Origin of the sequence: Microcoleus vaginatus FACHB-2002 (genome assembly GCF_040004035.1) — a bacterium.
Classification (GTDB): domain Bacteria; phylum Cyanobacteriota; class Cyanobacteriia; order Cyanobacteriales; family Microcoleaceae; genus Microcoleus; species Microcoleus vaginatus_C.
Map to the genome: position 1 here is coordinate 305,358 of NZ_JAMPLN010000003.1, position 21,247 is coordinate 326,604.

The following is a 21,247-nucleotide window of genomic DNA, read 5'->3' on the forward strand; positions in this document are numbered from 1 at the left end:
CAATTGTCATGGCAGAAGGATTGATTGCAGGTTTAGTGGTGTTTACTCTAGCGTCGTTTGTGGGATTTGAAGTAATCAATAAAGTCCCGCCGACGTTGCACACACCTTTGATGTCGGGATCGAATGCGATTTCGGGAATTGCCGTTTTAGGTGCAATTCTGATTTCAGGCCAAGGCAATGTGACTGTTACTTCGATTTTGGGGACGATCGCGATCGCCCTAGCCACAATTAACGTTGTCGGCGGTTTCTTAGTAACCGATCGAATGCTGCAAATGTTCAAGAAAAAAGAGGTTAAAGCGTGAGCGATTTTCTGCCCAGTGGCATTCAACTAGGTTATTTAGTTGCCGCATCTTTGTTTATTATCGGTTTGAAACAGTTGGGTTCCCCTGCAACTGCGCGTCAAGGGAATGTGTTAGCTGCGATCGGGATGTTAATTGCGATCGTTGGTACTTTGCTGGAAAAGCAAGTAGTCAGCTACGAATTGATTGCTGTCGGAATTATCATCGGTTCCATTTTGGGAACGATTATGGCGAAAACCGTCGCGATGACGGATATGCCGCAGATGGTGGGTTTGCTTAACGGTTTCGGGGGCGCGGCTTCTGCACTCGTTGCTGTGGGCGAATTCTGGCGCTATCTCAGCATCCCGGCATCCCCAACTCCAGACGCGACAATCACGATCCTTTTGGGTGTGCTCATTGGCGGAATTACTTTCACTGGTAGCCTTGTGGCGTTTGCGAAACTGCAAGAATTGCTGCCGGGTGCGCCAATGACGTTTCCGCTGCAACAGCCGTTTAATGCCATGCTGGCGATCGCACTTTTAGCCGGCAGCGGTTATATGCTGTTTAACCCGGAGGATGTGCCGGTATTCCTGGGTTTGGTGGCGATTTCCAATATTCTGGGAATCATGTTTGTGCTCCCGATTGGCGGTGGCGATATGCCGGTGGTGGTGTCGCTGCTTAACTCTTATTCGGGGATTGCGGCGAGTGTGGCTGGGTTCATTTTGATGAACAATATGCTGATTATCGCTGGTGCATTGGTGGGCGCGTCGGGGATTATTTTGACGCAAATCATGTGCAAGGGAATGAATCGATCGCTTTCTAGTGTGCTGTTTAGCGCTTTTGGTAGCGGTGGTGCTAGTGCTGGGGCTGCTGCTGGGGCTGCTGGTGCGATCGACAAAACTGTTCGCAGCATCAATCTCGAAGAAAGTGCGATGATGTTGGGTTATGCGCGATCGGTTGTAATTATTCCCGGTTACGGAATGGCTGTAGCGCAAGCACAGCACGCCGTGCGCGAGTTAGCCGACGGTTTGGAAAAAATGGGTGTTGACGTGAAATACGCGATTCACCCGGTGGCTGGGCGGATGCCGGGGCACATGAATGTGCTGTTGGCTGAAGCAAACGTGCCTTATCCGCAGTTGTACGATATGGACGATATCAATCCGCAGTTTGAAGAAACGGATGTGGCGTTGGTGATTGGTGCGAATGATGTGGTGAATCCGGCGGCGCGTCACGATACGGCGAGCCCGATTTACGGGATGCCGATTTTGGAGGTTGATAAGGCTAAGCATACGATCGTGATTAAGCGCGGGATGAGTGCTGGTTTTTCCGGTGTAGATAATGAGTTGTTCTACAAGGATAAGACGATGATGTTGTTTGGTAGCGCTAAGGATGTGGTTGCCAAATTGGTTTCTGAGGTGAAGCAGTTGTAGGATTTTGCAACCGCAGATGAAGGCGGATTAACGCGGATGATTAAACCCGGTTTCTTGGAGAAACCGGGTTTTTGTTGGGTTTTTGTTTTGATATCAATATTCTTCAGTCTCAAGCGAGAGGGATTTCGTTTGACTCTTAAGCGATTTCTATAGCCGAGTCTTATAAGCTAATAGTTTGTATGCAGCCGATTCTTGACTTCCGAAGGATCGGCTGTCTCAAAAAATAGTTCCAACGCTTCGATCAGATTTCGTAGCGCTTCTTCTATATTGTCACCTTGACTGGCAATATCAAGTTCTGGGCAAAGGGATATATATCCGTCGCCTTCTCGTTCGATAATGGCTGTCAACTGTTGTGTTGACTTCATAGGAAATTGGGTTGTAGGATGTATAGATAATTGTAGTGGCTAAATAACTGAATAAGTATGCTCAATAAATCAGATATATACAGGCTTGTAAATGATTACATTGGAGTTTACAATGGATATCTGCATGGCTTTTCTTACAGAACTCACTACGACTTTTATCCTTACTACTGCGACTTAGAGATTAACGTAGAAGATTATGAACCTGGCACTACAAGAGAAAAGTTCATTCGCATACTTGAAGAGGCAAGCCCGCTAGTTCAAGCTAAAATTCTAAAAGGCGTATTTAAAAAGTATCCGATTTTATACTTTGAGGAAAAAGAGAGAGAGACAAAGCAATTAATTTACGACGAGTATCAAGGAATCATAGCAAGACTAGAATATTCAGTGCAGGGTGTTAGCAGTGAGGTAAAAAACCTGATATTCGCGGCAAATGGACCTAAGCCTGAAATTGTCTTAATGGATGCAATCAGTAATGAGATTAAGATTGTCAAAAATCAAGAATACTGTCTCGTATATGATAGACCACTTTTGGAAAAAGGGCTTCTATGGGAAGAGTTAGTAGACTGGTGGCGAGACCAAAAAGAACTCCATAATCAGACACGTTCTGACCAGCGTCATAACCTGTTCCATCGACTCAAAATATCTCTGGGGGACAATCACCCAGAAAATCTTTTACTTAACACGTACTACAGCTATTTTTATGGAAAATTGAAAGAAAAACTACCAGCACTAATTCCTCAAGTGTACTTGCATTATGACCCCTATACATGGGAACAGCTCAAAGGTGTAAAACGATTAAGCCGACAAAGAATGGATTTCCTGCTTCTTCTTCCTTACCGAAAGCATATTGTAATTGAAATAGATGGGAAGCAACACTATTCCGAAAATGACAAAGCCAACCCTCAACTATATGCAGAAATGGTTGCAGAAGATAGACGCTTAAGACTTGCAGGCTATGAATTATACAGGTTTGGTGGTTATGAGTTTTTGCATACTGAAGAGGCAAAACTAACTGTGAAAAACTTCTTTGACGACCTATTTAAGTTACACTCCATTCTCTAGGCATTAAAAAAGCTCCCGCAGTATGCGGAGGCGATGGTTGTATCGGCAAGAAGGAGGATACCAGTTTGGTCTTTGGTGTACGATCCTTCTGGGTGCAAATGATGTGCAAATTTTGCAAGATTTTCCTCATTTGAATGCCGCAGATTTGGCGAATGCTTGGGCTTATGCTGAGGCACACCCAGAGGAAATTGAAGCAGCGATCGCTAGAAATGAGGAAGCCTAAAACATGGCGCGAATTTGCTATAATCTAGATAATATATTCCGGCGATCGCACTTATGACTATACAAGAATTAGAAACTCAAGTCTTAACCTTAAATGCGGTTGATAAAGCTAAACTAATCAGCATCCTAACTCAAACTTTAACCAACGGTTCTCTAGGCATTAAAAAAACTCCAGGTGTGTGCTGAGGCGAGGCTTGTATCGGCAAGAAGGAGCATACCAGTTTGGTCACTGGTGTGCGATCGGCGTTTAGGCGCTTCTGATGGTACAATTATACAATCATTTCCCGATTTAACCGCTGCTGATTTGGTAAATGCCTGGGCTTATGCTGAGGCTTACCCAGACGAAATTGAACAAGCAATTAGAGAAAATGATTGAGATCATAAAAAATGACACTGAAAGAATTAGAAAAACAACTCCTTGCCTTAACTCCCGCTGAAAAAACTCAGGCAATACAGCTATTAGTCCAAAGTTTAAGCAATACTTGGCAAGGAATAGAAAAAACTCCCGGCGTGTGTGGTGGTAGGGCTTGTATTGCGGGGACTCGTATCCCTGTTTGGGTAATGGTTGAAGCTCGTCGTATAGGATATAGTGAAGCCGATTTGCTAGAAAATTATCCCACTATTAGTGCGGCGGATCTGGCAAATACCTGGGCTTATGCTGATGCCTATCCTGATGAAATTGAACTGGCAATCCGGGAAAATGAGGAAGCCTAAAACATGGCGCGTTTATATTCAGATGAGCAATACCCAATAGCTGTTGTCAGAATTCTGCGAACTCTCGGTCACGATGTTTTAACTGTTCAAGAAGCAGGAAATGCTGGACTTAAAATTCCTGACGATCGAGTGTTAGAATTTGCAACGAGTGATTCTCGATCGGTGTTAACACTCAATCGGCAAGATTTCATCCGACTGCATCGCATCCAACCTAATCATTCTGGTATTATTACCTGCACTAACGATCGCAACTGGGAAAGGTTGGCATCACGTATTGATGAAGCTATTTTGGCTGAAGAAACATTGACTGGCAAATTGATTCGGGTAATACGTCCCCAAAGCTGAAAAAAAGCCCCTCGCCCTTCCCGACCTCACAACCTTATAAATAAATCCCCAATTGCTCCCAAGATTAGGTAAAATTATTGGCGTGTCTGAGGATAAACTATATGCGCTGGGTTCGATATATTGCGATCGCGATCGTCAATGGTTTCGGTGTCGTCATCGGTATTATTTGGGTTGCAGTGCCCACAACAGTGGCTCAACCTTCCCTAAACTACCAACTCGCACTCTCTGGGCGACAGTCAGAGGGCGAAACTCCGCAATCCCTTTCCGAACTCTACAAATTGCGCGATCGGCTGAAAGTACAATTAGATAACCTTGCCAAAACTTCCGACAGCGCCCCGTTTCCTGGTGAACTTTGGAAATCAGCAATCAACCGCCAGCAATCCCAAACTCTGACGCAGCAACTCCAAAATGTTCAAAGTCAGATTCAAATAGAAGAAAGAGCCAAATATAATTGGGACGATGCTGCTAAATTAGCCGCCCAAGCAGTCTTAATTGGACGCACTTCTAATCCTTCTTCTGCTACTTGGGAAGAGTCCCAGCGGCTGTGGCAGTTGGCTATCAATACGCTGCGACTCATTCCTCACGATTCTTTTTTGGCCGATCGGGCGATCGACAAAACCATCGAATATCAAGGAAACCTCAGTGTCGCTACCTATGAAATGCAAGTCGCACGTTCTGTTGAGAAAGTTAGAGCAGAGGAAGAACAGATAAGAGAGCAAGCCCGAAAAGAGCAAGAGAAAAAAGAATTTGCTCGTCGAGAAATAGAGAGAAAAGAGCAAGAGAAAAAAGAACGGGCTAGAAAAGAACTTGAAAGACAAGAATTCCAAAGGCAAGAATTAGCCAGAAAAGAACTTGAAAGGCAAGAATTAGCCAGAAAAGAACTTGAAAGGCAAGAATTCCAAAGGCAAGAATTAGCCAGGAAAGAACTTGAAAGGCAAGAATTCCAAAGGCAAGAATTAGCCAGGAAAGAACTTGAAAGGCAAGAAGCAGCCCGAAAAGAACTGGAAAGGCAAGAACTTGAAAAGCAAGAGTTAGCCAGACAAGAACTTGAAAGACAAGAACTTGAAAAGCAAGAGTTAGCCAGACAAGAACTTGAAAGGCAAGAGTTAGCCAGACAAGAATTAGCCAGACAAGAACTTGAAAGACAAGAGTTAGAGAGAAATCAGCAAGCAACTTCTCAACCAACTCCTGAATCAACCGCAATACCAACTCTCGCCCCAGCTACGCCTGCTGCGTCCCCGTCGAACTTTTTGTTTGTGGGAGATACCAACAGAGATGGCCAAATTAACGAGCAAGACGACGCCGGAAAAGAACAATGGTCTTTGTCCAAGGGCGCGCTAATTTCATTTAACGATCGCAATAACGATCGCGGCAAGATACCGACTTGGAAACAAACCAAAGTTATGGCTCCCCGCCGTGCAGCAATGCTTTCTCAAGTTAACTTAACACTGTCTGAAAACTTCAAAACATCTCAGTTATTTATCACGGCTGACCGCATTGCTAGCCCTCACATCAGCGTTTTTCAGAAGACGGGCGACGGCTGGCAACCTGTAGATATATCCGGTGCTAAACCTCTAGTTTTTAGCAAGAATATTGTTTTAGGTGTGGAAGCCAAACAATTTGCAGATCGCAATTGGAACGGCACTGTAAATCTCAAAGCAACTGCCCAAAACAACGGTCAAGAAATCGCCTCCACAACAATCCAAATGGGCGTTAGTCCTTGGATGATAGCGCCCAACACAGCACCAGTAACCGAAGTTCAGGTCAGCGACAGAGGCGCGGTAAACAGCGAATTTATCTCGCAACTAAAACGAGCAGTAGAACCTACGGGCGCCAAAGTAAAAGTTCTCCAGGGCGATCGCACTTGGATGCAAGATACCCAGAAAAACGGATACGTTCAATTGCCGGAAAAATCGGATCTACGCCTGTTTAATGTAGCCCTAAAAAGCAATAGCGAACCCGATAAAAACCCCCCTGTTAAATCAACTCAAGACCGGGATTTGAAAGTATTTAAAATTGGCAATCCTCGTTCTTTAGACCCTGTAAGTCAGTGGTCTGACGGATACGGCAATTTGCAGGTGACACCGCCGATTCCCGGACACCCAATGGGTCGAGTTTATTACGGGAATTCGGGAAATGCTAGTTTTAATCCAGAGGTACTTGATTTTATTCAAGCTCAGAGAATTCAAGGGCCGCCAGTGGATATTGATACTTCTTGGCTTTTGACTCGCCAAGTCGATGAAATTATCAATTTTATTCCCACTCAAACTCCCGGACAATATGTAATGGCGATCGCCAGTCCCGAAGCCGGAGTTAAGCTGTTGGAAGAATTGGAGGGAAGAGGTTACGGCGATGTGGCGATCAATCGTGGTTTGAGCACTCAAACAACTGTCAGCGCCGCCTTGAAAAACCGTGCTTTAATTCAACACAATCTCTATTTGCAAAATCAGAAACTTAATCCGATTATAGAGAAGTTGAAAAGAGAGTTTTTACTCGGAGACGACCAAATTGTTCAAGTTCCGGTGATGTTTGGCTACAGCGGTTATGCTTGGTGGCCAAATATGGTCAATTCGGTGCCAGTTAACGGCAAGTTGTTAGTTTCAAATCCGCGCGGGCCAATGATTGACGGTGTAGATTACACTCAGGAAAGATTGCGCCAACTGCTGCTTCCTGCTGGCGTCAGCGTTAGTTTTCTGGATGATAGGTATTATCAAGAATTAAAAGGAAACGTGCAGTCGGCGACGAATACTGTGAGGAAGCCAGAAGAGCGGCCTTTTTGGCAGTCTTTGCCTAATAATTGAGTCCGGTAGTAAGTGGCGATCGCAATTTGTGTTCAATATTTACCGAAAATTGGTAAATTGCGATCGCCCCAGCAGATAGATTTCTCGATCGACACGGACGGCATTTTGTCAATAGCCGTGCCGTATGGGTGCTGCGGGGGCGATCGCACCAGTAACGTAAAATGTCTAAAAGCGGTCTTTGTAAAATAAATTTAGCCCCATGAGCGACGAACAGGAAAAAAAACCAATTTTGACTCAGCAACCGGAAACAATTTCCACTGCTAGCGATGAGTTCGATCGCAGTGAAATGGCCAGGGCTGATTCAACTTCCGCACCAGCAGAAACTCCCGCAGAAATTGCCGCCCCCAAAGATATTTCAGCGCCAATCGAAGCAGCCGAAACAATTCCAGTTGCCGCCGATAGTACGCCGGAAACAACTCAAATTACAAGTTATCCGCCTCCAACAATTCCAACTGCCAACCCCGATCCCAAACCAGCTCGCTCGTGGCAAATATTAGCAGTTTTTCTCAGCGGAATGTTAGTCGGTTCCGTCCTTAGTCTCGGCAGTTTGCTAGCGTGGAAAATGTATCAGGAAAGAGCGAACCTTCAAATCAAACTACCCGCTGACGTACCCCTCCCCGAAAGCCCTCCGCCTGTCGCCACAGCGCCCGCCAACCGCAGGCCCGGACTTCCCCCAGCCCCTGGAAATGGACGGCCCCCCGCGTTCCCTCCGTCGCCCCGTCCCACTCAAATCCCCTCTCTGTCTGGCGTTCCGCAACTTGCTTCTCCTTTGCCTTCTCCTTTGCCGTTGCCTTCTCCTTCTCCAACTCCCGCTGCGGTTGAAACCCCTGTAACCGAGCGAGTTTACTTTCAAGCCGGTGCTACGGGAACTACTCTGAGCAATAGTTTGCGAGCCAACATATCCAGGCGCTACTTACTGGAGTGCAATAGCGGCCAAAGCATGACAATTAATGTTCAAGAAGGTCAAGTTAGCGCCGCCATTATTGCTCCTAACGGTGAAAATTTAGGTACTACTGACAGCACAGGTCAGTGGCAAGGTCAATTAGCCAGTAGCGGCGATTATACTATTGAAATTTCAGGCGATCGCCAAGCAAACTACCAAGTTAAAATTGAAGTCAAATAGCAACTATAATTGTATCAGGGGGTAGTTACACAATACATAAACCCGCCCTGGTTGCCAATTACAAATTACCCATTACTAATTACCAATGGTTGCACAAATATCTCCAAGCATCTACGAAGCAAAAACTCAGGAAATTGCCCAAGAAATCCTGCGGGCAACTCAAGAGAAAAAGCGCTCTTTTTTCGGTCAACTCCAAGACCAAATGCGCTGGGACGACAAACTGATGGATTGGGCGATGGCTAGCCCCGGACTGCGGGTGCAGTTGTTTCGATTTATTGACTGTTTGCCGGCCCTCCGCAGCAGGCCGGAAATTGCCCGCCACTTGCAAGAATACCTGACCGCCCAAGAGGTTGAATTGCCCGAAGCATTGAAAAAATTGCTTAACTTTGCTAGCCCTGATTCAGTTCCAGGTCAATTGGCGGCGACGACGGTTGCGCCTGCTGTGGAAACTTTGGCGCACAAGTATATTTCTGGGGAAAATATCAAGCAGGTAATTAAAACTTTAGAGCGGCTTCGTAAAGATAAAATGGGTTTTACAGTTGACCTTTTGGGGGAAGCTGTCATCACTGAAACTGAGGCGCAAATTTATCTTAACCGCTATTTGGAATTGATGGAGGAACTGGCTAAGGCAGGGAAGAATTGGCCACAAGTAGATGCAATTGATAAAGCTGATGATGAAACTTTGCCGCGAGTGCAAGTATCCGTAAAATTAACAGCTTTTTATTCTCAGTTTGACCCGTTGGATGCTAAAGGTAGCGAGGAGAAAGTAAGCGAGAGAATTCGCATTTTACTGCGCCGCGCGAAGGAGTTGGGCGCGGCGGTTCATTTCGATATGGAACAGTATGCTTACAAAAGTTTAACTCTGACCATTCTCAAAGACTTATTGTTAGAGGAAGAGTTTCGCAGCCGCACGGATATCGGAATTACATTGCAAGCATATTTGCGCGACAGTGCCCAAGATTTGCAAAACCTGATTTCCTGGGCAAAAAAACGCGGAAATCCGGTAACAGTACGTCTGGTAAAAGGCGCTTACTGGGATCAGGAAACTATCAAAGCGATGCAGAAAGATTGGCCGCAGCCGGTCTACAATGACAAAGTTGCTACCGATGCAAATTTCGAGCAGATGACGCAGTTGCTGCTAGAAAATCACGAATATTTGTATGCAGCTATTGGCAGTCATAATGTACGATCGCAAGCGAGGGCGATCGCCATTGCCGAAACTCTCAATATACCGCGCCGCCGCTTTGAAATGCAAGTGCTGTACGGCATGGGCGACAAATTAGCTAAGCTTTTGGTCGATCGGGGTTATCGCGTTCGAGTCTACTGCCCCTACGGTGACTTATTGCCGGGAATGGCTTATTTGATCCGCCGTTTGCTGGAAAATACCGCCAACAGCTCTTTCATCCGGCAAAGTTCCGAAGAAATGCCGATCGAACAATTGTTAGCCGCACCAGTTGCTAGTGGCAATGACCAGCTAGTTTACAGCAAAGTATTTCCCAACGTTGCCGATACCGACTACGCCAATACCAAATTGCGGCAACAAGCAGAAACAGCCATCAAATCAGTGCGCGCCAACCTAGGCAAAACCTATTTACCGCTAATCAATGGCGAGTACCAAAATACTGAAGCAACCGTTAACTCACTCAACCCTTCCAATCCCACAGAAGTAGTCGGCACCATCGGATTGCTTTCCGAAGAACAGGCAAAACAAGCCATTGAAGCAGCAAAAGAAGCCTTCACCAGTTGGCGAAAAACCCCCGTCCGACAGCGCGCCGGCGTCCTCCGCAAAGCCGCAGAATTGATGGAACAGCGGCGGCACGAACTGTCAGCTTGGATGGTGTTTGAAGTCGGCAAACCTGTCAGAGAATGCGATGCCGAAGTTTCCGAAGCTATTGATTTTTGTCGCTACTACGCCGACGAAATGGAACGGTTAGAACAAGGGAAAAATTACGACATCCCCGGAGAGACTAACCGTTATAGCTATCAGCCACGGGGCATTTCTTTAATCATTTCGCCTTGGAATTTCCCCCTCGCAATTCCCGTCGGCATGACAGTTGCATCGCTGGTTGCTGGGAATTGTACTTTGCTCAAACCTGCGGAAGTTTCCTCAGTAATTGCAGCAAAAATCACAGAAATTTTGCTAGAAGCCGGAATCCCCAAAGGCGTATTTCAATACGTGCCTTGCAAAGGTTCAACCGTCGGCGCTTACATGGTGAAACATCCTGACGTTCACATGATTACTTTCACGGGTTCTCAGGAAGTTGGCTGTCGGATTTATGCCGATGCTGCGATTTTGCAGCCTGGACAAAAACACCTGAAACGAGTAATTGCGGAAATGGGCGGCAAGAATGCAATTATTGTCGATGAAAGTGCGGATTTAGACCAAGCAGTTGCAGGCGTAGTTTATTCGGCATTTGGATACAGTGGCCAAAAATGTTCCGCTTGTTCGCGAGTAATTGTGGTCGAATCGGTGTACGATAATTTTGTGGCAAGATTGGTAGAAGCGACGCGATCGCTCAATGTCGGCCCAGCAGAAAATCCCGGCACTCAAGTCGGCCCTGTGATCGATGCAAATGCCCAATCGCGCATCCGCGAATACATCGAAACAGGCCGCGCCGAAGCTAAGATAGCTTTAGAAATGCCGGCACCGGAAACCGGTTATTTTGTCGGCCCAGTCATTGTTACGGAAGTATCGCCGACAGCAACTATCGCCCAAGAAGAAATTTTCGGCCCGGTTTTGTCGGTGATTCGGGCAAAGAATTTCAGCGAAGCGATTGCGATTGCTAACGGCACGAATTTTGCTTTAACCGGCGGATTGTATTCTCGCACGCCTTCGCATATCGATCGAGCCGCATCGGATTTTGAAGTGGGAAACCTGTACATCAATCGCGGAATTACCGGCGCTGTGGTATCGCGGCAACCCTTCGGAGGATTCAAACTTTCGGGAGTTGGTTCTAAAGCGGGTGGCCCGGATTATTTGCTGCAATTCCTCGATCCCCGCACCATAACCGAAAATATTCAGCGGCAAGGTTTTGCGCCAATTGAAGGAGTGGATGATTAATTAATCCTTTGTTCGTAGTGAGGACTGAAGTCCTCTCTCTGGCTGTTAAGTTAGTAGGGTGCGCCTAGCGCACCTTACGGGTGGGGTGACAGAAAAAATTTGTGCCAGATTAGCTAGTTATAAAATGGAATCTACGAAAGATCGCGATCCACTAAATTCTCACAACCCTTCACTTGACAAGTGGCTGCGATTTTTAATTATCGCCGTATTAGTCATAGGTATTTTATTTCGGTTCGCCAATCTCGATCGCAAATTTTACTGGATAGACGAAACATATACTTCTTTGAGAGTTTCGGGCTACACCGAAGCCGAAATAATCAAACAAATTTCGTATCAGAAAATAACCTCGCCTGCGGATTTACAAAAATATCAGCAGATAAATTCCGAAAATACTTTAAGGGATACCCTGAATTCTTTAGCAACCGAAGACCCCCAACACCCCCCTCTGTATTACGTACTAGCGCGATATTGGGCGCAAGGGTTCGGCAGTTCCGTTGCAGCAATGAGAAGTTTGGCCGCCGTGATTAGCCTGCTAGTATTTCCCGCAATTTATTGGCTGGCTTGGGAGTTATTTGAATCTTCAGCCGTAGCGTGGATGGCGATCGCAATTTTCGCAATTTCTCCCTACCACATCATATTTGCCCAAGAAGCAAGACAGTACAGTTTGTGGACAGTAACTACTATTTTATCCAGTGCAGCCTTGCTGCGAGCAATGCGCCCTGAGTCAACTCAAAATGCTGTCGCCCTCGTTCTTTCCTGGGCGCTTTATGCAGGCACAACAACACTGGGATTTTACACACACTTGTTATTTGTCTGCGTCGCTGCCGCCCACGCAATTTACGTTGCAGTTATTGCCAACTGGCGCGATGTGAAAACATTCATTTCCTATTATGTAGCATCTTTAATCGCTTTGAGCGGCTTCATGCCTTCCCTGGTAAATACTGTAGAAAACTTCAATCAAGTTAGAAGCACAACAGCATGGGCAGAACAAACAAATTACTTAAGCTTAGTAAGCAGGTGGGTTGGTTCCGTCACCATAGCATTTTTTGATATAGGCATTGATGGAACTGCCAACACCACACAACTAGCTTTGCTAATTCCAGTTGGTATCATGATTTTAGCTTTGGTCGGCTATGCCCTTTATTTTTTATGCCGCAAAACACCAAAGCGAGTGTGGTTGATTGTATTGTTATTAATTGGAACAACTGCTTTGTTTTTAGCAGTACCTGATCTAATCAAGGGTGGAAGGCGATCGGCAAATCCGCGATATTTAGTTCCTTGTTATGTGGGAATTCAGCTAGCAGTGGCTTACCTGCTGTCTGCAAAAATTAGTAACAATTGGGAGCACTTAAAACAGCAAAAACTGTGGAAAATCGTTATAGTTGCAGTTTTTTCCGCAGGTATTATATCCGGTGGAGTTAGTTCTCAAGCAGACATTTGGTGGAATAAAGGCAGCGGTTGGTTGGGTGCCTTGGAAGTAGCTGCGAATGTCAATCAAGCCAGCAATCCGCTAATTATCAGCGATGCCAATATCGCATATATCATGCCTTTAAGTTATTACCTAGAACCAAAAGTCAAACTGCTAATAGAACCCCGCTGTTACACTTCTTGCTACAAAAATAGAGAATTGGCAAAGAAAAAACCCCAACCCCCGCAAATTCCCGGCGGTTTCAGTGAGTTGTTTTTATACAGACCGTCCTCTACTTTGCGATCGGCAATTCAGCAACAAAACTATCAAATAGATCTGGCTGCCACTAATGTCGAGCTTAATTTATGGACAATTACCAAAAAGTAATCTAAAACATTAAGGCAAAAAACACGAGTTTGCTGCCCAAAAATAAATGTATTATTCAATGCGACATACTGGCCATGAACGGCATTTTTGGAAGTATGTCGCAAGTAGAGTTCGATAGGTTTGCTTTTAGTGGTAAGCTAAAAGTTAAGAATCAAAAAATCACATCAAAAATCTCAAATGACAGTCACTGAAACCTCCAACATTCGTAAACTGCTGTGCGATCCAGACTTGGGGCTGATTCCTCACCTAGAAAAGTGCCTGCAAGATTTGCACTCATCTGCGATCGCCAGTGGAGAGAAATTCAAGGTAGAACCTTACGATATAGAACTCAAAAGCTGCCACACCCAGAAGCATCCCAACGACCAAAAACCCCTCGTCACCCAGTCAGTGTTAATAAAAGTTCCCCTGACTGGGAAAGTTCAAGACAAGATGCACCTATATCTGATCGCAACTGAGTTGCAGAACCAAATCGACTTCAAAATTATCGACTGGAGTGCCTTAGAACGCCGCCAATACGACATTCATGGCATCCCCTTAAAGCAGCCGATTACCAAAATAGACGGTCAGATGAATTACGAGTTAGTATTCGATCGACCAAGCTACTGCTGCATCACTCTGTGCCGCCAATTTGACTTAACTTACGCCGCCAATTTTTAATACCAATTCCCAAAAGTAGGGACACGGCATTGCCTGTGCGGCGCGGGGAGTAGGACACGGCATTGCCCTGTCCCCACGGTTCGCTTTTAATAATTGGTAGAAGATTGAGGATTGTAGATCGATCGCACTTGCATCAAATTCAAACCGATCGATTCGCAGTTTCCGCAAGAATCCTCTTAATATCAGCAGGAGTCAGCCTCGGATTAGCTTGTAACATTAAAGCTATCACGCCGGATACTTGTGGCACTGCCATTGAAGTACCCGCAAAATATCGATAGGGAATCCCCGGTTGAGAAAGTGGCACAGTTGAATAAATGTCACCCGAATCCGCCCTACCAGCGTCGCCTCCCGCAGCAACAAAATAATTAATTGTCTCCGCACCCGCCCGGTTAGAATAATCCGCAAACAAGCCATTTCGGGTAACACCACCGACAGCAATTCCTACCTCATTGGCAAACCGAGCCGGATAATCTACTTGTGGGCGAGCATCATTTCCTGCCGCCGAAATCACGATCGCGCCTTGAGCTTCCGCCGCTCGAATCGCATCCAATTCTTGAGCATTCAACTGTAGGCCGCCCAAACTCACATTAATAATCTTCGCTCCATTTGCCACCGCATAATTAATCGCATTAATTTCATCCCGAATTTTACCCACCCCGGCCCTATCGAGTATTTTCAAAGGCATAATCTTCGCAGTCGGAGCCGTTCCAGTAATCCCAACCCCATCTTTTTTCGCAGCAACTAAACCCGATATATGAGTGCCGTGATTGTTATCATCCATCGGGTCATTATCGTTGTTGACAAAATCCCATCCCCGGAAATCGTCAACAAACCCATTGTTGTCATCATCAACCCCGTTGCTAGCTTTATTGCGACCGATCGCATCAACACCGGTTTCCCCCGCATTACTCCAAATATTCCCCGTCAAATCCGGGTGATTGTAGTCAACTCCGCTGTCAATAACTGCCACCACAATTCCGTCTCCAGTCAATCCCTGGGCCCAAACTTCTGGAGCTTTAATTAAATCTCTGCCCCAATCCTCCCCGCCCAAATCGGGAACATCAGGAAAAGTTGCAGTACCTTGAGCTTTAGCAACTGCTGCCGCTGCATTCACCAAACCGAACCCAAAACGAGAGTCAAAACCCTGCAAGTTGCTCGGATTGTTAGGAGAAACAGTTGCAGGAGTTGCAGACAGATTTAGGGTGAAATCTGTACTGCCTTGGTATTGATAAATTCGGACAAAGTAAGTTCCTGCGGCTAAATCGTCGATGTCGATCGACTCTGGCGATAAATTCGGTTGTTGAGAAGAAGCAATAATATCGGTGAAGTCAATAGAATTGTCGCCGTTAAGATCTTTAATGAGAGCAACGTCAACATCCGCCGTCAAACCGCTGACAGTTAATTTAAAGTCGCTAGTTGCAGGCAAAGTAAAGCGGTAAAGGCCGTCTGGCCGGGCGTTGCTAACCGAGTCTGCGATCGTTTGAGTGCCGCCCAAAACGCCTAAATCGCGAGCTTGATCGAGTTGGTTGCCCAATACGGTAGTTGCAGAGATGAATGTATCGGCGAGGTCTTGTGGAGATGCGTTGGCTACCAAGCCTAAAATAGCATTGGATTGGCGAATTTTAATTAATGTATTGGAAATACCGGGGGCGATCGATATTTCTTCGAGAATCAAGTCAGCTTCGGTAAGGTTGTCAGTCAGGCCGATCGAATCCACAAAACTGTTAAAGTCAGTAATAACATCAGCAGTAGCCGGATCGGAGACTGCGGAGTCGGTGCGGAGGACAAAGGTATCTGGGCCCAAACCGCCTGTCAGCGTATCTTTGCCGCCATCCCCCACTAAAACATCGCTGCCGTCGCCACCGTTGAGGGCGTCATCTCCCTTACCTCCCTGCAAGGTATCGCTGTCGGCATCGCCAAACAGGAAGTCTGCGCCGGCACCACCGTTAAGCAAATCGTTGCCCGCACCACCTAACAGGGTATCGGAATTGCCACCGCCGAGAATGCGATCGTTACCATTATCACCGCTAATTATTTCGGCATCCGACGAACCGATAATAAAATCGTTGCCGCCGAGGGCAAAAAATCCGTTAGGATAAGGAGTCAAAAAGCCCGGAGTCAAGGCGAAACTATTGGGGCTATCATCTAAAAGATAGGAAAGACCGTCAGGGCTCGGGCCGGGCATAGAAATGTACTCCTAGCGAGGTATATGGATCTAAATTTTAGATTTTAAATTTAAATTTGTGGTTAAAAACGCCCTAAATAGTGTGTAAGGCGGGCATTACGCACAGTCTGTAGAGGTCTGCATAGGTTAGGTTAAACTGAGATATTCCACCATTCTCAATTACTTGTTTAGGAACAGGCTTTCCGGCCTGTTCCACAAGAAAATTCATTTTTTGTGGCATGGGCATCTTGCCCGTTTTTGACAAGGGTGCAAGATTTAAGGTTAAACAGATTTATTCCGTCATCTCATGTCGTGTAAATAAACCACAATTCCGCCTTTGCCCATCTTAAATATAAAATCTAAAACAGTATAACTTAATCCCAAATTCAAAATCGGGATCAGAAAATGGGAAAACAACACTTGCATCGAATTCAGAATTGTTTGAAGATCGCGAAGTCGCATTTAAAGCCTTATTTGCGCTATTTGATTTTGGGCGGGACTTTTTTATTTATTGCCAAAGCTTTTTTAACTCACTGGCGAGAAGTCGCGAATATCCAAATTCGAGCCGAAAGTTTTCCGTTACTGGCGATCGCCCTTGGCGTCACTTTATTGTCTCTAATTTTTGTCGGCTGGGTGTGGATGTTGATTTTGCGGGAATTCCGCCAACCTGTAACTGCCGCGTGGGCGATTCAAGTTTTTCTCAAAACTAATATTGCCAAGTATTTACCGGGGAACATTTGGCATTTTTGGGGTCGAATATTGGACGCCAAAAAGGCAGGGATTTTCCCGAAAGCTGCTACTCTCAGCGTGTTGCTGGAACCGCTGCTGATGGCTTCTGCGGGCGTGCTGATTGGGTTGATTTGTTTTGACAAATTCAATTGGTTTTTGCGGATTGTCGGTTGTGTTGCTATTTTAACGGCGATTCATCCCCGCATTTTAAATCCGATCGTTCTCTTTGTAGAGCGGTTGAAGTTATCAAAGAATAATGGGGAAAATTCAAAGACTGGGGAGGCTGCGGGCGAGGAACTGAATTTTCGTGTAGAGTCTACCTCAAATATAGCTAAAAAAACATCGAATGTCAAGTCCCGCGGCCACATTAATTTGCCAATTAAACGCTATCCTTTAGTGCCGTTAATCGGACAAATGTGTTTTATCGGATTGCGGGGCTGCGGATTTTTGCTAACTGTAATGGTTTTAACTCCGGTGGAATTTAGCAATATTCCCAACTTGTTCGGTGCTTTTTGTTTTGCGTTTGTTGTCGGTTTAGTTGTGCCGGGAGCACCGGGGGGAATGGGAGTATTTGAAGCAACGGCGATCGCCCTGCTGTCCGATCGCTTTTCTACGGGTATAATTCTGGGTGCCGTGGCTTTGTATCGGATAATTAGCATTCTGGGGGATGTTTCCGGTGCATTTTTAGCAAAGCTCGATCGGCAGCGCGATCGGCACAGTCGGTGAGTGGGAAAATATATGAGGCCAGCGGACTTGCCCCGATTAGCAGGACTCGAAAATATGTATTTTTATTAATTTTTTTTGCATACGTACGTATGCTGGGTATATTGGACTCAATAAAAAAAATCTCAACTCATTTGTTTAGGCTGATCAGAAAAAAAGCCACAAACAATAGAGTCTGAATCAATAGATCTAAGACCTGCAAACAAACCGAGTTGCTCTCATAAAATCGACAATTTTAGGTATTTCTACGGTGAAGAAAACGGTTGTTTTTAGTTCCCGTGTGCTTGTCCTGGATTTATGAAAAATTGTTAACTTTAGGCTATAGGGTACACAGCCATGATACCAGTTTTATCAGCAGGAGCGATCGAACTTCCGAATCAAATCAACGCCGACAAGGGGAGTTTTGGGGAAAAGAGCGATCGGCCCAATAACCCCAGTACAATAGTATTTATCGATGCGGCAGTAGCAGACTATCAAACACTCCTAGATGGAGTGAAATCGGGAGTAGAAGCAATAGTTATCGACTCGCACAGAGATGGAGTCGAACAAATTAGCGAAGTGTTAGCGAATCGCACTAATATTGACAGCATTCATCTAGTTTCCCACGGCGAACCAGGAAGCTTGCAACTCGGTAAAACCCGACTGTCTGTCGATAACCTAGAAGCTTATAGCCAGCAATTGCAGCAATGGCGACGCGCTTTAACTCTGGATGCAGACATCCTGATTTACGGCTGCAATGTAGCAGCAGCATCCCCCGCTTGTCAGAAAGTCCACCAGGGAATTTATTCCCTGTCTCAAAGCGAAAGTCGGTTGAAACCGACTAAAAACAATTTCATTAAACAGTCCTCTAAAGAGGACTTTTGTTATGAGACGGGGGTTTCAACCCCCGGCGGACTCGATGAACCAGCCTTAGAAGACTGTTGCTATGAGACGGGGGTTGACACCCCCGACGGACTCGATGAACCAGCCTTAAATGGTGTCCAATTCCTCCACCGCATTGCATCCCTCACTGGTGCAAATATCGCCGCATCCAAGCATCTCACAGGGAGTGCAAAATTAGGTGGCAACTGGGAACTAGAAGAAAAAATCGGCAAGATTAAATCGCCCTTAGCATTCGAGTCAAACGCGATGCAAAATTATGCGTCTGTTTTGGCTACCTATATCGTTACCAATACCAATGATAGCGGTACAGGTTCTCTAAGAGATGCGATCACCCAAGCTAATTTCAATCCCGGATTAGACACAATTAACTTTGAGATTCCCGGCCCTGGGCCTCATACGATTACCCTTCTCAATTACGCCTTACCTGTCATCACCAGCCCAGTTATTATTGACGGGAAATCTCAACCCGGATATGCAGGCAAACCAATTATCGAACTCAATGGCAGTTTAGTACAATCTGGCGGCCAGGGCAGCTATATTGGTACTAATGGTATAGAATTGAGCAAGAGTTTTGTTGGCGCTCAGGAAGATTCCAGCGGCAGCACCATTCAAGGATTAGTTATTAATGGATTTGGAAAAAATGCAAGCTTCTTCGGTGGCTTTGGCATTTGGGTAGAGACTAATAACAATACTATTCAAGACAACTACATTGGCACTGATATGAGCGGTAGTGCTGCTGTAAGTAATACTATGGGCGGCATTAGAATAAATAGTGACAACAAGCCTTTTGTGCCGAATCCTACCACCAGCCCTGTCACAGGCACTATTATCTCGCGCAACGTCATCTCTGGTAACGGTGCTTTAGGAGGCATATTTATTGCGAAGATAGCAGTAACAAATACCACAATTACTGGTAACTACATCGGTACTGATGCCACGGGGACAATAGCGTTAGGCAACGAGGGTGATGGCATTCTGATCCTGGATCGAAATTCAAATAATAATGTTGTCATTGGTGGAACTGCACCCGGAGAAGGGAATGTCATTGCTAACAATAAAGGGAGTGGCATTGAAATTAATGCACCCGGCAGCCACACTATTCAAGGCAATAGCATTTTTAATAACCAACGATTAGGTATTGACTTAATCGGCAATACTGGCATCACTCCCAACGATTTGGGCGATGCGGATACAGGCAGCAACAACCTGCAAAATTACCCGGTTCTGACCTCAGTTAGCGGCAACACAGTTAGCGGCATTCTCAACAGCACTCCTAACGCTAACTTCCGCGTCGAATTCTTTGCAAATACCAGTTATGACCCCGCAGGGGCAGGTCAAGGTGAAACTTTTATAGGTTTCCAAGACGTTACGACAGATAGTGCTGGCAATGCTAATATCAACTTCGCCTACACTCCAGTAGCAGGCAAACCGGTTCTCGCCGCTACTGCTACTAACACAACTACAGGCGATACTTCGGAATTTTCTCTTCGCAATCAAGCACCAGTCAACACCGTACCGGGAAGAACAACCACCACTACAACTAACCCGAATAACATTACCATCAACAGCGGAGACTTGGTATATAACGTTTTAGCGACCCCCTATCCGTCTGAGATCAATGTTTCAGATGTGACAGGAAATGTAGACAGCGTTACAGCCACTCTCAACAATGTCCAAACTTTTAATGGCTGGGATGGTGCATCGCAGGTAATCAACCTCTTGCTAGTTGGCCCAGATGGGCAAAATGTGGTGTTAATGTCTCACGTAGGATCTGCACCACTTAACAACATCACGCTGAACTTCGATGATAATGCGGCTGCTTTTCTTGGTCAGCCATACCCTACTACTTTGCCGATTATTGATTCAGGCAACTACAAACCGAGTAACTATTCGGTAATCGGTTTTCGGGATATTTATCCCTTCACTGGAGAGACACCGACAGGCGCACCAGAAGGGCCTTACGGTTCGACTCTTTCTGTTTTTAACAAAACTACCCCCAACGGCACTTGGAAATTGTTTGCAGTTGATGCAAACCAAGAGTTTGGTCGAGCATCCGGTGCTACTAATCCGGGAAGTATTGCTAGTTGGAGTCTCAACATCACTACTGATATTGGCAAAGAAACGACTACTGAAAATACTCCTCGCATCTTCTCTGCTAGCAACGGCAATAGTATCTCTGTAGCAGATTCAGATAGCGAGTCGGTGGAAGTTAATCTCAGCGTTACCAGCGGCACTCTTACACTCAATTCGCTGACAGGTTTAACGGGATCGGGGAATGGCAGCAACAGCCTCATTTATACGGGAAAACAGGCTGATATTAATGCTGCTTTAGAGGGTTTAACTTATACGCCGAATCCAAACTTTGTTGGAACGGATACGCTGACTTTGACGACAAACGATCGCGGAGCTCCAGAATTAGGCGGTGCTCAAACCGATAGCGATCGTGTGGATATTACCGTCAACCCACTACCTCCGACACCAACTCCACCAACGCCAACTCCACCAACGCCAACTCCGACGCCGACTCCTGCGGAAACTCCGACGCCAACTCCACCAACGCCAACTCCGACGCCAACTCCACCGACGCCAACTCCGACGCCGACTCCACCAACGCCAACTCCGACGCCAACTCCACCGACGCCGACTCCGACGCCGACTCCTGCGGAAACTCCGACGCCAACTCCACCGACGCCGACTCCGACGCCGACTCCTGCGGAAACTCCGACGCCAACTCCACCGACGCCGACTCCGACGCCGACTCCTGCGGAAACTCCGACGCCAACTCCACCGACGCCGACTCCGACGCCGACTCCTGCGGAAACTCCGACGCCAACTCCACCGACGCCGACTCCGACGCCGACTCCTGCGGAAACTCCGACGCCAACTCCACCGACTC

Annotated in this window: 16 protein-coding genes and 1 pseudogene; 15 read left to right on the forward strand and 2 right to left on the reverse strand. The window is 46.2% G+C overall.

Features of this window, described 5'->3' with window-relative positions; all coding sequences use genetic code 11:
• The first annotated feature begins 8 nt into the window (after positions 1–8).
• Both NDI35_RS04310 and NDI35_RS04315 read left to right on the forward strand, forming a co-directional pair.
• Positions 9–302 carry an NAD(P) transhydrogenase subunit alpha part 2 gene (locus NDI35_RS04310; RefSeq protein WP_006633295.1) on the forward strand — a complete coding sequence of 98 codons (294 nt, stop codon included), beginning with the start codon at positions 9–11 and terminating at the stop codon, positions 300–302.
• Positions 299–1,708 (forward strand): NAD(P)(+) transhydrogenase (Re/Si-specific) subunit beta, encoded by a 1,410-nt coding sequence (locus NDI35_RS04315; RefSeq protein ID WP_445311634.1) that lies wholly within the window; start codon positions 299–301, stop codon positions 1,706–1,708. Before NDI35_RS04310 ends, NDI35_RS04315 begins: the two co-directional genes overlap by 4 nt.
• Positions 1,709–1,875: 167 nt before the next feature.
• Here the strand turns inward: NDI35_RS04315 and NDI35_RS04320 are convergent, their stop codons facing one another.
• Complete coding sequence (locus NDI35_RS04320; RefSeq protein WP_445311635.1) at positions 1,876–2,073, reverse strand: type II toxin-antitoxin system HicB family antitoxin; 198 nt, start codon at positions 2,071–2,073, stop codon at positions 1,876–1,878.
• A 57-nt stretch (positions 2,074–2,130) separates the two neighbouring features.
• Between NDI35_RS04320 and NDI35_RS04325 the strand changes: the two genes are divergently transcribed.
• The 11 genes and pseudogenes from NDI35_RS04325 to NDI35_RS04375 all read left to right on the forward strand — a co-directional run bounded on the left by NDI35_RS04325 (position 2,131) and on the right by NDI35_RS04375 (position 13,853).
• Positions 2,131–3,135 carry a putative endonuclease domain-containing protein gene (locus tag NDI35_RS04325; protein WP_445311636.1) on the forward strand — a complete coding sequence of 335 codons (1,005 nt, stop codon included), beginning with the start codon at positions 2,131–2,133 and terminating at the stop codon, positions 3,133–3,135.
• Positions 3,136–3,157: 22 nt separating this feature from the next.
• Positions 3,158–3,358, forward strand: a complete 201-nt coding sequence (locus NDI35_RS04330) for a DUF433 domain-containing protein (protein ID WP_445311637.1) — start codon at positions 3,158–3,160, stop codon at positions 3,356–3,358.
• A 53-nt stretch (positions 3,359–3,411) separates the two neighbouring features.
• A pseudogene (locus tag NDI35_RS04335) lies at positions 3,412–3,733 on the forward strand (DUF433 domain-containing protein).
• Between the two features lie 11 nt (positions 3,734–3,744).
• A complete protein-coding gene (locus NDI35_RS04340) occupies positions 3,745–4,071 on the forward strand; it encodes a DUF433 domain-containing protein (protein ID WP_333136494.1) in 327 nt (108 codons plus the stop codon).
• A gap of 3 nt (positions 4,072–4,074) precedes the next feature.
• Positions 4,075–4,416, forward strand: a complete 342-nt coding sequence (locus tag NDI35_RS04345) for a DUF5615 family PIN-like protein (protein WP_445311638.1) — start codon at positions 4,075–4,077, stop codon at positions 4,414–4,416.
• A gap of 101 nt (positions 4,417–4,517) precedes the next feature.
• Positions 4,518–7,217: a protein-arginine deiminase family protein gene (locus NDI35_RS04350; protein ID WP_445311639.1), complete on the forward strand. Its 2,700-nt coding sequence runs from the start codon at positions 4,518–4,520 to the stop codon at positions 7,215–7,217.
• A gap of 12 nt (positions 7,218–7,229) precedes the next feature.
• Positions 7,230–7,406, forward strand: coding sequence for a hypothetical protein (locus NDI35_RS04355; RefSeq protein ID WP_445311640.1), 177 nt, complete (start codon positions 7,230–7,232; stop codon positions 7,404–7,406).
• 10 nt (positions 7,407–7,416) lie between these two features.
• Positions 7,417–8,340: a hypothetical protein gene (locus tag NDI35_RS04360; RefSeq protein WP_445311641.1), complete on the forward strand. Its 924-nt coding sequence runs from the start codon at positions 7,417–7,419 to the stop codon at positions 8,338–8,340.
• Positions 8,341–8,425: 85 nt separating this feature from the next.
• Complete coding sequence (pruA, locus tag NDI35_RS04365; RefSeq protein WP_445311642.1) at positions 8,426–11,401, forward strand: L-glutamate gamma-semialdehyde dehydrogenase; 2,976 nt, start codon at positions 8,426–8,428, stop codon at positions 11,399–11,401.
• Between the two features lie 124 nt (positions 11,402–11,525).
• Complete coding sequence (locus NDI35_RS04370; RefSeq protein ID WP_445311643.1) at positions 11,526–13,196, forward strand: glycosyltransferase family 39 protein; 1,671 nt, start codon at positions 11,526–11,528, stop codon at positions 13,194–13,196.
• A gap of 177 nt (positions 13,197–13,373) precedes the next feature.
• On the forward strand, positions 13,374–13,853 hold the full coding sequence (locus tag NDI35_RS04375) for a hypothetical protein (protein WP_445311644.1): 480 nt from the start codon (positions 13,374–13,376) through the stop codon (positions 13,851–13,853).
• 139 nt (positions 13,854–13,992) lie between these two features.
• Here the strand turns inward: NDI35_RS04375 and NDI35_RS04380 are convergent, their stop codons facing one another.
• The gene (locus NDI35_RS04380; RefSeq protein ID WP_445311645.1) at positions 13,993–16,038 is read right to left on the reverse strand and encodes a S8 family serine peptidase; all 2,046 of its coding nucleotides are present in this window, start codon (positions 16,036–16,038) and stop codon (positions 13,993–13,995) included.
• A 384-nt stretch (positions 16,039–16,422) separates the two neighbouring features.
• Between NDI35_RS04380 and NDI35_RS04385 the strand changes: the two genes are divergently transcribed.
• Together NDI35_RS04385 and NDI35_RS04390 are read left to right on the forward strand one after the other, a co-directional pair.
• Positions 16,423–17,472, forward strand: coding sequence for a UPF0104 family protein (locus NDI35_RS04385; protein ID WP_445311646.1), 1,050 nt, complete (start codon positions 16,423–16,425; stop codon positions 17,470–17,472).
• Positions 17,473–17,805: 333 nt separating this feature from the next.
• Positions 17,806–21,247 (forward strand): DUF4347 domain-containing protein (locus NDI35_RS04390; RefSeq protein ID WP_445311647.1); only part of this gene is annotated, 3,442 nt, incomplete at its 3' end.

Coding starts and splice junctions, on each gene's coding strand:
- pruA (WP_445311642.1), top strand. CDS start 8,426: ATGGTTGCACAAATATCTCCAAGCATCTACGAAGCAAAAACTCAGGAA.
- NDI35_RS04320 (WP_445311635.1), bottom strand. CDS start 2,073: ATGAAGTCAACACAACAGTTGACAGCCATTATCGAACGAGAAGGCGAC.
- NDI35_RS04380 (WP_445311645.1), bottom strand. CDS start 16,038: ATGCCCGGCCCGAGCCCTGACGGTCTTTCCTATCTTTTAGATGATAGC.
- NDI35_RS04350 (WP_445311639.1), top strand. CDS start 4,518: ATGCGCTGGGTTCGATATATTGCGATCGCGATCGTCAATGGTTTCGGT.
- NDI35_RS04385 (WP_445311646.1), top strand. CDS start 16,423: ATGGGAAAACAACACTTGCATCGAATTCAGAATTGTTTGAAGATCGCG.
- NDI35_RS04370 (WP_445311643.1), top strand. CDS start 11,526: ATGGAATCTACGAAAGATCGCGATCCACTAAATTCTCACAACCCTTCA.
- NDI35_RS04330 (WP_445311637.1), top strand. CDS start 3,158: ATGCGGAGGCGATGGTTGTATCGGCAAGAAGGAGGATACCAGTTTGGT.
- NDI35_RS04360 (WP_445311641.1), top strand. CDS start 7,417: ATGAGCGACGAACAGGAAAAAAAACCAATTTTGACTCAGCAACCGGAA.
- NDI35_RS04345 (WP_445311638.1), top strand. CDS start 4,075: ATGGCGCGTTTATATTCAGATGAGCAATACCCAATAGCTGTTGTCAGA.
- NDI35_RS04340 (WP_333136494.1), top strand. CDS start 3,745: ATGACACTGAAAGAATTAGAAAAACAACTCCTTGCCTTAACTCCCGCT.
- NDI35_RS04310 (WP_006633295.1), top strand. CDS start 9: ATGGCAGAAGGATTGATTGCAGGTTTAGTGGTGTTTACTCTAGCGTCG.
- NDI35_RS04375 (WP_445311644.1), top strand. CDS start 13,374: ATGACAGTCACTGAAACCTCCAACATTCGTAAACTGCTGTGCGATCCA.
- NDI35_RS04325 (WP_445311636.1), top strand. CDS start 2,131: ATGCTCAATAAATCAGATATATACAGGCTTGTAAATGATTACATTGGA.